This window comes from Lacihabitans sp. LS3-19 (genome assembly GCF_024343575.1).
Lineage (GTDB): Bacteria > Bacteroidota > Bacteroidia > Cytophagales > Spirosomataceae > Leadbetterella.
Genome location: NZ_RJUA01000025.1, coordinates 1 through 12,261 on the forward strand (window position 1 = coordinate 1; position 12,261 = coordinate 12,261).

Annotated in this window: 11 protein-coding genes and 1 pseudogene; 2 read left to right on the top strand and 10 right to left on the bottom strand. The window is 34.3% G+C overall.

The features are described 5' to 3' along the window. The coding region (locus EGI22_RS14095) for a hypothetical protein (protein ID WP_255069104.1) at positions 1-1,648 on the bottom strand (1,648 nt) is incomplete at its 3' end. Between the two features lie 17 nt (positions 1,649-1,665). Then, positions 1,666-1,992: a LytTR family DNA-binding domain-containing protein gene (locus EGI22_RS14100; protein WP_255069105.1), complete on the bottom strand. Its 327-nt coding sequence runs from the start codon at positions 1,990-1,992 to the stop codon at positions 1,666-1,668. A gap of 162 nt (positions 1,993-2,154) precedes the next feature. On the opposite strand from EGI22_RS14100, the gene EGI22_RS14105 reads away from it, so the two are divergent. Together EGI22_RS14105 and EGI22_RS14110 are read left to right on the top strand one after the other, a co-directional pair. Further along, a complete protein-coding gene (locus tag EGI22_RS14105; protein ID WP_255069106.1) occupies positions 2,155-2,796 on the top strand; it encodes a response regulator transcription factor in 642 nt (213 codons plus the stop codon). A gap of 9 nt (positions 2,797-2,805) precedes the next feature. Continuing rightward, positions 2,806-6,138 carry a sensor histidine kinase gene (locus tag EGI22_RS14110; protein WP_255069107.1) on the top strand — a complete coding sequence of 1,111 codons (3,333 nt, stop codon included), beginning with the start codon at positions 2,806-2,808 and terminating at the stop codon, positions 6,136-6,138. A gap of 665 nt (positions 6,139-6,803) precedes the next feature. On the opposite strand, the pseudogene EGI22_RS14115 reads toward EGI22_RS14110, so the two are convergent. From EGI22_RS14115 to EGI22_RS14150, 8 genes and pseudogenes are all read right to left on the bottom strand, one after another. Then, positions 6,804-7,427, bottom strand: a pseudogene (locus EGI22_RS14115) (alpha/beta hydrolase); the annotation flags it as partial. 71 nt (positions 7,428-7,498) lie between these two features. Continuing rightward, the gene (locus EGI22_RS14120; protein ID WP_255069108.1) at positions 7,499-7,996 is read right to left on the bottom strand and encodes a VOC family protein; all 498 of its coding nucleotides are present in this window, start codon (positions 7,994-7,996) and stop codon (positions 7,499-7,501) included. A 79-nt stretch (positions 7,997-8,075) separates the two neighbouring features. After that, on the bottom strand, positions 8,076-8,891 hold the full coding sequence (locus EGI22_RS14125) for a helix-turn-helix domain-containing protein (RefSeq protein WP_255069109.1): 816 nt from the start codon (positions 8,889-8,891) through the stop codon (positions 8,076-8,078). Positions 8,892-9,089: 198 nt separating this feature from the next. Further along, entirely contained in the window at positions 9,090-9,485 is a 396-nt protein-coding gene (locus EGI22_RS14130; protein ID WP_255069110.1) for a VOC family protein, read from the bottom strand. A 152-nt stretch (positions 9,486-9,637) separates the two neighbouring features. Continuing rightward, a complete protein-coding gene (locus EGI22_RS14135) occupies positions 9,638-10,249 on the bottom strand; it encodes a class I SAM-dependent methyltransferase (protein WP_255069111.1) in 612 nt (203 codons plus the stop codon). A 238-nt stretch (positions 10,250-10,487) separates the two neighbouring features. After that, a complete protein-coding gene (locus tag EGI22_RS14140) occupies positions 10,488-11,093 on the bottom strand; it encodes a VOC family protein (protein ID WP_255069112.1) in 606 nt (201 codons plus the stop codon). A gap of 205 nt (positions 11,094-11,298) precedes the next feature. Then, entirely contained in the window at positions 11,299-11,877 is a 579-nt protein-coding gene (locus EGI22_RS14145; protein WP_255069113.1) for a YdeI family protein, read from the bottom strand. Positions 11,878-12,025: 148 nt separating this feature from the next. Continuing rightward, entirely contained in the window at positions 12,026-12,211 is a 186-nt protein-coding gene (locus EGI22_RS14150) for a hypothetical protein (RefSeq protein WP_255069114.1), read from the bottom strand. Positions 12,212-12,261: the final 50 nt, after the last annotated feature.

A 12,261-nucleotide genomic window follows, 5' to 3' on the forward strand; every position in this document is an offset into this window, starting at 1 on the left:
TTGCCATCATAGACTCGCTTCCTATCGCAGTATTTCCCGTTCCTATATTATTAGCAGGTGTTGCACTTCCTTTCAAGGCTTCAGATCCTACCGCAGTGTTATTAGTGATTATACCTGTTGTTCTATTGTCTGCATTCAACATTGCATTTGAACCTACAGCAGTTGACCGACTATTAGCTTTGTTTTGACTTAATGCATCATGACCAATTGCCGTATTTTCATTTCCTGAAGTGTTCAACAATAGTCCACCATTTCCAAAACCTGCATTATAACTTCCAGTTGAATTTGCTATTAATGTACCTTGTCCAAATGCTGAATTGTAATTACCTGTGGAATTGCTTGAAAGGGCAGCATAACCAGTTGCAACATTTCCGCTTCCACTTGTATTTGCCATCATAGACTCGCTTCCTATCGCAGTATTTCCCGTTCCTATATTATTAGCAGGTGTTGCACTTCCTTTCAAGGCTTCAGATCCTACCGCAGTGTTATTAGTGATTATACCTGTTGTTCTATTGTCTGCATTCAACATAGCATTTGAACCCACAGCAGTACTTTTGGAATTTGCGACACTGCTAAATAAAGAATTATAACCCAAAGCGGTATTGTTTGAACCCGTTGTAATAGCACCTCCTGCTTGGTTTCCCATTCCGACATTGCTGCCACCTGTGGTATTGTTATATAAGGCTCCAGGTCCTACTCCAATGTTAAAACCTCCCGTTGAATTATTGAATAAAGCATCTTTTCCTACAGCTACATTATAATTGCCCGTGGTATTTCCATACATTGCTTCATCCCCAATAGCAGTATTATACCTACCAGTATTATTTGCTTGAGTGGCACTTCCATATAAAGATTTATAACCAACTGCAGTATTAAATGTCTCTCTTCCTGCAACTCTATTATCAGCTTTATTCATTGCTTGATCTCCAACAGCAGTTGTTCTACTGTTACCAACATTGCTATACATGGCGTCATGACCAATAGCGACGTTTTCGTTACCAGAAGTATTGGAATACAAAGCCTGATGACCCACGGCCTGGTTATAACTTCCCGTAGCATTATTGTATAAACTTGAATTCCCTATTGCGGTGTTAGCAACACCAGAAGTAAAATTCCTCATAGACCTTGTTCCAATTGCCGTATTAAGTGTGGCTGTGTTATTACTTGGTGTTGCACTACCCATCAATGCCTCAAATCCAATAGCTGTGTTAAAGCCATCGGAGGCTGTAGGACTATCGTTGGAATTGTACATTGAAAAATATCCAACAGCCGTGTTTTTGGATTGTGCTACACCATTAAATAAAGCATAAGAACCTAATGCAGTATTCTCGTTTCCTGTTGCATTTGTTCTAAGTGATGCTATACCTATAGAAGTATTGGCATTGCCAGTTGTAACATAGTAAGAAGATGATAAACCCATGGCGGTGTTAAATTGGCCTGTGGTCATCAAAGTAAATGGATAATAGCCAAAAGCAGTATTACTGGGGTCTTTTACTGCGGCTCCACCTGGAGCGGCCGTTCTGCCCGAAGTTACCCCTTTGGGGGTTATGGTGAGAGAACCATCGTTGGGGTCAGTTACAAACATTTGGGCTGAGAGGGTGCCTCCGGCCAAAATAAAGAACGCTAGAAGTAAATTTATTTTTTTCATTTCAATATTGTTAAAGTTTAATTATTAAATATGGTTGGAAAATCAATTTTCAGCTTTTCGGTTTTTCTACGCGGTATAATTATGGTATTATTGTTTTTGAGTTGCAGATACTCTTTTCCATCTCTCGAAATATGTTTTTTTACAAATTCAGCATTTACGAGTAGGGATCTATTTATTCGAATGAAATTATTATTAGTAAAAATATCCGCAAAGACCTGTAGTGTATACGACGACATTGTTTTGCTGCCATCTTTCATAGTCAGGTAGGTGTAATTTGAAACTGCCTCAAGCTGGGTAATTGCCTCAAGGCTAAGAGATTTTAAAATTTTGGGTTGAGTTTTCATTTATTATTAGCTTTTGTTTCAACAAAGTTAATTTCTATATTAGCCTATCACAATCACCCGAACAGGTGGTTTTATAGTGTTGATATCAATCAAAAGCACCCACATGGGTGATAGACAGGAAAGAGAATTATTAATAAATTTGATGTTTATTAAAATGCTGCAATGAAAATAACCGAGATATGCATAATTGAAGATCACAAAATAGTTAGAGATAATTTACGAAGCTATTTAGAACTTCATGAAGAGTTTAAGGTAGGCTTAGTCTGTGGCTCAGCGGAAGAGTTTTTTAATGAAGTAAAGCATGCAAATGGCATAAGCTGCGAAATTCTTTTGTTAGATATTGGATTACCAAAAATGTCTGGAATAGAGGCGTTGCCTCTTTTACTTGAGCTAAAACCCGAATTGAACATTATCATTCTTAGCTCATATGAGGAAGAAGACATGATCCTCAAGGCGATTTGCAACGGTGCATGTTCTTATATTTCGAAAAAAACGAGTCTTAAAGACATAGTGGATGCTATTAGGGTGGTAATACAAGGAGGCTCTTATATGTCGCCATCAATAGCCCGAGAAATAATAAATCATCTTATGGGTGGCAGAGTTAGTAAAGCCACTATTTTGTCCGAAAGGCAAAAAGAAATTTTAGAAAAGATGGTTGATGGTAAAACTTATACTGAGATTTCTACTGAATTATTTATTTCTGTTGAAACGGTGCGTTCGCACATAAAAAAAATGTACAAGGTACTTCACGTAAATAATAAGTCGGAAGCTATCTCCATGTATCTTAAAGGGCAAATTAAATAAAACCGTTAATTGAAAAACATAAGAAATAAATATCTTGTCTATTTATATTTGAAAGTAGCTTTTTCAGTAACAATGTTTGGCTGCTCACCTTCTGCGGAAGAGAAACCTATTGCGGAAGATTTCAAAAATGCAGAGTTCAATCTCGTGAGTCTAGATTCTTTACCGACTCCAGATCAGACTTTTATAGAAAGTAAAAGAACTTTGAAGTTAGGTAAACCAGAGATTGTTTCTTATAAAAACAATAAGGTTGATTTTAAATATTTAAAGAATAAAATTTCTTTGCCCCAAATCTTGATTCCTGGAGAAAACGGAATTATTGAACCAAAGTCTAATCCTTTAATAATAAATAAAAGAAATATAGGAAGGCCTGTTGTAATACAAGCTACAGAGCCCAAAAGCAAAGATTTTAACCCATATAACCTGTTGAATTATGGATTAAGTACGGGTTTGATTGACAATAAAGTTCATAATACATTTCAAGATTCAAAAGGAAATCTGTGGTTTGGTACCTATAAAGGCGTTACCCAGTTTAATGGGAGTACCAATAAGCACTATACTATTAATCAGGGTTTTCTAGACGATTTTTTTGTAAAAATGAAAGAAGATGCTAAAGGAAATCTTTGGTTTCTGTTTGACAAAGAAATTGAAGTTTTCGATGGGAAATCTCTGGTCAATTTTAGGTTTCAACCTGAAGATAAATTTCTTGATTTATTTACAGATATAATCATTGACCGTAAAGGTAATATTTGGGTAAGTTCTAGAGAAAGAGGTGTTTTTAAGATTGATAAAAACCTGCAAACTTATACACACTATGGAGAAAAGGAAGGTTTGTCAGACAAAGTATTATGTATGGTCGAGGATCAAAACGGTAGTATTTGGTTAGGGACAGAAAACGAAGGCCTATTCAAATGGGATGGAAAAATATTTTGCAATTACACAAAAGGGCTTTTTGATAAAACAGTTTTCTCCATTTCTCTTTCACGAAAAAATGAACTTTGGATAGGAACATGGACAGGTATTAGTAAAATTTCTGGAGATTTTATTGAACATTTTGTTGGTTTAAGCCCCTCTTGGACGAGTAGTGTATTTATGGATAGCAACGAAAACGTTTGGTTTAGCACACTCAGTAATGGTGCATTTTATTTAAATCAAAATAAAATCTATAATATTCACGCAAAAAACGGTCTGCCAAGTAATGAAGCCTACGATGTTATGCAAGACCAAGCTGGATATATTTGGATATCCACTGTAAACGGTGTTGCAAAATGTAACACGATGTTTAGAGCCATAACAGAAGAAGACGGCCTAACCAGCAGCGTAGTTAGAAGCCTGGCTGTAGATAAAAAGCAAAATCTTTGGATAGGGTCAGAACTGGGAGGTATCTCATATTTTGATTTACAGAAAGAAACCTTTAGCAAATTTTATATGAAGGACGGACTACCTGGCTCAAACATAGTGAGCCTATTAGTAGATGCCGACCAAGAAACATGGGTCGGTTGCTATATTGGGTATTTATCTAAAATATCTGCCGATTGGAAAACTATAACGCACTATCCACTGAGTGGGAGTTTTTTAGTTTCTATTTTTCAAGATCATTTAGGCGATATCTGGTATAGTTCTCGTGAAAAAGGAGGGGTTTTTAGGCTCAATAAAAAATCCAATCAACTTACACATTATACCACCAAACAAGGGTTAGTAGATGACCAAGTCATAAAAATTAGCCAAGATGCAGATCTAAACTACATATTTGCCACCTTTAAAGGGGTTTCTTTTTTGTCGAAAGACAAAGGGGTATTTACCAATTACCCAATGAGTCCAAACCAAAAGTTTGACATAGTAGAAAGTTCTTTTCAAGATCACACGGGAGCCTATTGGTTTGGAATTCTGACAGATAATGGCTTAATAAGGCTTGATAGGAAAACAAACAAAATCTTTACTTTTTTAGAAGAATCTGGGCTGCCTGATAATACAGTAATGGGTATCATTCAAGATAAAAACAAAAATCTGTGGGTAAATACGCTTTCAGGTTTAGCTCGAATATCAAGATACAATCTAGAACATTTTAATGATGTTATAATGAAGAGCCAAAATGTAATAATAAACGGTTTTACTAAAGAAAACGGTTATCTTGATAATGGAGACGGGAGACATTATATTGCTATAGATAAAAATGGTTTTTTATGGGTTCCTAATGCTAAGAGTGTAGCCAGGGTAGATTTATCTGCCAATGTGCGAGAAACAAAAAATATGAAAGTAGAAATTGTGAATGTCACACTTTTCAACGAGAGTCTTGAGTGGAAAAGAGATAGCACCTACACTTTGTCTAATGGTTTAAGAATTGAAAAATTAGCGTTTTCTGATTTCGAACCTTGGACAGGTTTGCCTTTAGGCCTTAAGCTCAGTCACAATAATAATTATTTGGGTTTTCAGTTTGCAGCAATAAATACCAGTAACCCGATAGCTGTGAAGTACGAGTATATATTAGAAGGCTTAGATAAAAAATGGAGCACACCAACTTATTTTAATGAAGTATCCTATGCCAAAATACCCCCAGGAAAATACACTTTTAAAGTTAGGGGAATAAATTCAAATGGTGTTAGTAGGGAAGAGGCTAGTTTTAATTTTGAAATTTCCCCACCTTTTTGGCAAACCTGGTACGCTTACCTTGCCTATATTTTACTTTTTGGAATCAGTCTGTATTTTTATATTAGGTTTAGGGTGTGGCAGCGTCTGAAAAAAATCAAAGAGCGAGAAGCTCTCAGAACAAAAATATCATCCGACCTGCATGACGATGTGGGTTCTATACTGACTGGACTTTCCATGCAGTCGCAAATGATGTCATTAAAGGCAGACGAAAAGGCCAAAAAACAATTGCTAGAACTAAGCGACATGAGTTTTGAGGCTATGGATCGTATGAGAGACACGGTATGGGCAATAGATCCAAGTCGCGATAGATTCGAAAACCTTGTGGATAGGATGCGGTCGTTTGCAGAGAAAAACCTACCAAATAAAAACATTAAGCACAATTTTGTCATAGAAATAGACAAGCCTAAAGAGTTTATTAATCCTGATAAGCGACAAGCTGTCTTCTTGATTTTTAAAGAAGCCCTGACCAATATATTAAAACATACCAACGCCACCCATGTCGACATTAAAGTCATAAAAGATAAAAGAGGTTTTTTCCTTTATATTAAAGATAATGGTACCAATAAACCTGTAGAAAACAAAGAAGGGCAAGGCCTTGGAAATATGCGACTACGTGCTGAAAAAATTAATGCTAACTTAAAACTAGAGTATATAAAAGGTTTTGCGGTAACACTATCATTTATGCTGGAAGATTGATTTTTTTATACTGGCATTCGACTAAAATATATTTTACAGGCAAATCAGCCTTGAATGGCCTTTCAAGGTACTTTTTTTGTCTATGGTGAAAATGACACCCTATTTACTTTGTGTCGGCTGCCGCCTGGGCCTTCATTTTTTTTCAAAAAAAAACGAAGCAAAAAAAACAGCACCCAGCAAACTCACGCACTCAAAATTCTCTAAATCAGCAGTTTATGTTAGTAGTTTTTTCGAAAGAGAATTTTGATTGCGTTCAAACAGTGCTGGCTGACATAATGAATAATATTTATTTATTTTTAATCGGATGCCAGTATTTTTTTTATTCAAAAAAAAGCATTAAACTTGATTGCCTTGCAAATCCTAAAGTATTCACTTGATCTGTAGAAAGTCAATTTTCAAAATTTTAAATTGTTGATAATACCATAGGAAAGAGTTGCGGCTTTCACTAAAAAGGTTTGCAGTAAAACCTACTTCAATTGTCCAGGTAAACAGACTTGTATTATATTGATAGAATTAAATTGAGTAAAAGCTTTTTAGGTCTATTGTGTTGTTTATTAGGCTTTTAAGGTGTTATTTTGTATGCTTTAAATGGCTTTTTTTATGCAAAATAGCTAAAAAAAAGGTTTGTTTTATTTACGATTTTTATGAGATAATAGGTTGTTTTATTACTTTTTAAATATTTTTTCAAATGCATTGTAAACTGCCATATGCAAAGCATCGCCATGGGTTTTGTTTTCCATAAATTCAAAAAATTCTTTTGTATTTTCTCTTTTTTCAGTGTTTAGTTTTTTGAATAATTCTCTTGCTGTTCTTTCCATCACTTCTCCTTCTTTCCCTACAGCTATAAAAATCGATTTTTTTGAATCATACCCTATAAGATTACTCCTCAATATTTTTTCGTCATTCCACCATAAACTTGGACTTACAATTATATAATTGTCAAAAAGATCTGGTTTATTAAATAATATTTCTGTGGCCAAAAGCCCACCGAGAGATTGACCGATCAAAGTTTTTGCATTATTTGTGTTGAAATTTGAATCAATGAAAGGTTGAAGTTCCTTTTCCAGGAATTGTATAAAATTCCCTGATTTTCCAGAGGTTAGTAATTCTTTTAGGTCAAGTTTGTTTTTTGATGGATACGAAAAATCTCTTTTTCTATTTACATTCACTATTCCAACCACAATACTCTCTGGAATCATGTTTATCCAAGAAAAAGAACCGAATTGAACGATACCCGCAATATGTATAAAATCTTCATCTTTAGAGCCATCTAATAGATAAATTACAGGGTAAGTTTTTGAGCTATCTTACTGTCATTTACGTTGCTAAATGTTATGCGTTCCTTCTTTTGTTTTATCTTTTATTTGGGTGAGTTAAGACCTATCTTGTTTCCTTCCGAGTCTAGGAATATAGCAAAGTAGCCGCTTTCGTCTGCGTGAGCAGTTTTAAGCACTATTATTTGCCCGCCATTTTTTTCAACTCTGTCAAGGATTACTTGGAGATTTTCTCCTGCATTTAGGTAGATTGTTACACCGTCCGCTGAAGGATTAGAGCCCTCTGCCTGAATTATGATACCTGTTGCCATTTGTCCTTCATAAGGCAAAATCCCCATTTGCATACCTTCAACATCCATTTTTTCAATTTTGATGTCTAATATTGCTTGATAAAAATTAATCGCTCGTAAAATATCCCTTGCTGGAATTTCAAACATCGAAATGTAACTTTTCATATCTTTTATTTTTGAATTTGTTAAAGTGTTATTTGTCGTTGTTTCGGTATTTGCCTTGTCAGCATTAATGCATGAGTCAAAACAAATTGCAGAAACTAACGAAGCTAAAATTAATCCTTTGACTGCCATAAATGTGTTATTTTTAATTCAATTGCAAAATTAAGGATAAGCAAAAAGTCAAAATAGTAGAAATGCGACAATGCAAAACTTATTTGTAGAAAAGTGCAGATAGGGCCATATGTTCATTATCTAAAAATTCCTTTGGCGTAAGCCCGACAAGATCTTTAAAGTCTTTAATGAAGTGATTTTGGTCGAAATATTCACTCTCGTAAGCTATGTCTGTCAGTGTTTCTGATTTTTTGTTGAGCAATAAATTTAAAGTTGTTTGTAGCCGAATAGCTTTGCCTAGTTGCTTTGGGCTAATGCCAATTTGTTTTCTGAAGTGCCTTTCAAGCTGTCTTCTCTTTGAAACATCATCTTTCAAAATAACATTTATTGGAATCGTTCCTTTTGTTTTCAGAAGAGCATCAACGGTTGATTTTACGATAGTACTAATCGTGTTTTTTTTATAAAGTTTTTTTAGAAGAAAGCTTTCAATAATATTCATTCTTTGTTGGGAATCAACAGCCTGAATCATTTGCTGCTCTAATCCCTGGGCTTCTGCTTGTCCGAAAAGTTCTGAAATAGGTGTTTCCTTGTCAACCAATTTTTCAAGTGGTGTATTTACGAAGTTTACAAATCCAATAGGATAGAAGCAGATTGCGAAAGTGTCGACATTTCCAATGGGCAAAATGTAATATGATTTTGTTCTCTGTCCCATTACCATTGCATTAGGATGTAGGATAAAGTCTGTATCAGAAGTGTATCTTTTAATCTTGTCGCCAAAATTGAAAGTCATTTCTATACAGCCGTCAGGAACGATTTTTTGCTTTTGATTATTTGGGTCAAAAGGCACTTCCAAAGTCCAGTAAAATTTTACTATAGATTTTAAGTCCTTATGTGGTTTATATGTATTATAGTTCATTTGCTCATGGTTTTTCATCAAGTTCTAAATAATGGTTTGCAACAATCTTGAGGTTGCGATTTCGAAGCAATTTACTAAAAACTAGGCTCGAAGTTAGATAGAGGCATATAACTTCAATTAACGAGTGAACGGCCAATATTTTGCTGGTGCTGTTAGTGGTTCGATGTATAATGTCAATTTTCATTATCATTTGATGTTTTAGTGTGGCATATATACAATTTCCCAATGGTGGCCGTCAAGATCTGTTATATTCGCAGAGTATCCCCAAGGCTCATCTTGAGTTTTGCCAATTTGCGTAGCTCTAGCCTTCAAAGCAGCATGCAAAATTTCGTCAACTTGTTTTTTGTTTTGGGCATTATGGCTGAGAATAAAACCTGCTGATTTTTCCGTTTGGTTTGGATTTGCAATTAAGGTTAAAAACTCCTGTCTGCGGTAAAGCACCAAACCAAATTTATCGTCAAGATCAAACATACAATGTTCTTCGCTGCCCTCTTGTATTCCTTTTGTTGGAAAACCAAAAACTTCATTGTAAAAACTAATCGACTTATTAAGGTCAGTCACTGCAATAGTGATGAAACTGATTTTTGGTTTCATATCGATTTTTATATTGTCGTCTATTTTTTTTTACTTTTCGCTATTGAAATTGCTTATAATTTGATCCTTTGATTAATATAAAAAGTAGTTATTTTATCTGACAATTAACCACCAAGCAGCCTTAACTTTTGGTTTTAGTTTTTGATAACTTTCTACTTTTTACCTGTTAACAAAAAAACAGGATAATTGCCTGTCGGTTTTTCCATCACACTAGCAGTTTGAATTTTCAAGTCTTTAAATCCAGCATTTTCTGCAATTTGTAAGAATTCATTTCTATCAAATCCTAAATGAAAAACGCCAGTATCTTCCGTATGAAAAGTACCATCTTCTTTGTCCAAGTCTGCTATGGCAATGGTTCCGTTTTCATTTAATTGTGAATATAATTTATTGAAAATCTCTTGCACATTCTCAATATGATGAATAGTCATGGACGAAATAATTCCATCAAATTTTTGGTTTAATGTTTCTTTTGTTAAATCCAGTTCCATTATTTGAACTTTACAAGCTATGGTATCCAGTTTTGTTTTCAAAACCGCAATCATAGAAGAAGAAATATCGACTGCTGTGATTTCGCTTACGAATGGGGCAATTTGCGACAACAATAATCCAGTTCCTGAACCGAAGTCCATGATATGCATCTCCTTTGAAAAGGGGAGCTCTTTTAGTATTAATTGGCCGATATTATCTACATTTTGGGTTATGGATTTTTGATCATCGAAACTTTCTGCTTTTTCTGAAAAATAATCTTTTTGTTTAGGCTCCATTTTTTGTTTTGTTTATCTCTGTTGTAATTTTATTTATTAAAAAACCCTTTGCTTTTGAATATTTCAATTCCACCCCAATTTTGTCTTTGCATAAATTTTGGCTTTTTTGAATTCCTTAATTTTCCAAATTTTCTTTTATTGTTGAATTGCAAGTTTAGATTTATATACTGCAATCATACGAAATTATAATTAGTATTTGATTTAAAATCAGTCAAATAACTGTGTCTTTTACAGATGCTTATTTGAGTTCTGAAAGAATTAGCTTTTTCTGTTTAAGTGTATTTTTCATTGCTTTTTCCCTTACCTTAGGGTCATCGCTGTTGATAAGGTCAAAATATTCAACAGGTACAACTTGCCACGATAAACCATATTTGTCTTTACACCAACCACAAGAACTTTCTTCTCCACCGTTTGCGGTCAAAGCATCCCAGTAATAATCTACTTCGGCTTGGTCTTTGCAATTTATCACAAATGAAACAGACTCATTAAATTTGAAGAAAGGACCTGCAGCCAAAATATTGAATTCTATCCCATTAATTTCCATAATTGCAGTTTCAAAATCTTCACCTCCAGCTTCTGGTGGGTTTTTATATTTGCGGTGCTCTTTCAATTTACCATCTTTGAAAATAGAAAGGTAATAATCCACAACCGCTTTTGCATCCTTTGTTTCAACCCAAAGGCTGGGAGTTATTTTTTGAGTAATATTATCCGAGTTTTTTGTTAAAGTTTCATTGGGATCTATATCTATTTTACTGCTTTTGTAAGCATTCTGTTGAGAATTTCCACAGCCCATCAAAGCAGCTATCATTATTGCGGACCAAAATTTATTTATATGTTTTTTCATTGCTTTATATATATAAGTTTGATTGTAAGTTTTCCAATTCGTTTAGTGTAAAGTTAAAGTCGTCTTTGAAGCCCTTTTCTATCAATTTTTAAGTAATTCTCAGAAATTTGAAAAGCTAAATTGTAAAATTTCATTTTTTTGAAAAATTTCATTCATAGTTTTATGCGTCAATTTCTAAATTATTTTCTTCAATACTCTTTATTATTTATTGAAATTTCTCACCTTTTGCTAATTTTTCAATAATTTCCTTCATACGCTTTTCTCTCGTTTCTGGTTTTTTTGCGGTTTGAAGACGAAATCCAATAAAGAAAAGATTGGACTTATTAAGACCCATAAAAAACGATTCTGCTAATTTGTTTTTGCTAAGTTCTTTTAGAAAATCATCAGGAATAGTCATTTTGCTTGGCGGATCGTACGCTTTTTCCCATCTGCCGTCTGCTTTGGCTTTTTCTACAGCTTTTAATCCTGCAGGCCTCATTCTTTCCTCCTTGATTAACCTTTCTACATGCCCAATATTTATTTTTGACCAAATACTTTTTTCTCTTCTAGGACTAAACTTTTGTAGCCATGCTTTTTCATCAAAAGCTTGTTTTTGCCCATCTATCCAGCCGTAGCAAAGAGCCACATCAAGTGCCTCAGCATAAGTGATGGTTTTTTCTCCAGAATCTTTCTTGAATATTTTGAGCCAAAGCCCAACTGCGTTATCATGATTCTCTTTGAGCCAAGTTTCAAAAGCTTCAGCAGTTTTGAAATCTATGGTTGGAATAGTATTTAGTTTAGTCATACACTTTAAGTTCTATATGCTTTATGTCTGAGCATTATGTCTTGAATCATTTGGGTGATTTGGCAAATAGTTTTTTCCAGTTCCTTGCTTTTGTTCATCATTCACCGTTTTCGTAAATTTAAGATGTAATTCCTTTACAAAATTGTGTTTATTCCGAAATTTCAATTAATGTTTTTCCATCGAAAAGGTAGAGGCCAGTTTCGCTTGTACCTTCCCAAAGATTTCCATTTCTATCTTCCAAAATTGGCCAAACTGCTTCGTTGACTAGTCCATCTTTTGATGTAAAACAAGTCAAAGATCTTCCATCGTATCGGCAAATGTCACCATCATCCAACTAAAGGTTTCCATTTTTGTCTTCCATAATTTTGCTAATAGCATCACCGG